Source organism: Candidatus Dedyshia acidiphila (assembly GCF_051025295.1).
Classification (GTDB): Bacteria; Acidobacteriota; Terriglobia; order Terriglobales; family Acidobacteriaceae; genus KBS-83.
Genome location: NZ_JBMGJV010000181.1, coordinates 1 through 248, shown reverse-complemented (window position 1 = coordinate 248; position 248 = coordinate 1). Strand labels below are relative to the sequence as shown.

1 protein-coding gene is annotated in these 248 nt (G+C 64.5%); it reads left to right on the top strand.

All coding sequences use genetic code 11. From position 1 onward, the window contains the following. Positions 1–248: MFS transporter (locus tag AC5IJH_RS18545; protein ID WP_491904292.1), on the top strand; the 248-nt coding region annotated here is incomplete at both ends.

The following is a 248-nucleotide window of genomic DNA, read 5'->3' as shown; positions in this document are numbered from 1 at the left end:
CGACCGCTTCAGCCGCAAGAGCGCCTATATCGGCTACCTGCTCATCGCGGCTGTCCTGGTGCCGGTCTACGCCACGGTCCGAAATCCCCAGGTCTTGCTCTGGCTGGGTCCATGGGTCGGCTTTTTTGGCGCGGGGTACTTCAGCGGCTTCGCCGTGATTGCCAGTGAGTTGTTTCCTACCGCCGTGCGTGGGTCGGCACTGGGCTTCGCGTACAACATCGGGCGCGTGGTGAGCGCGGCAGCTCCGT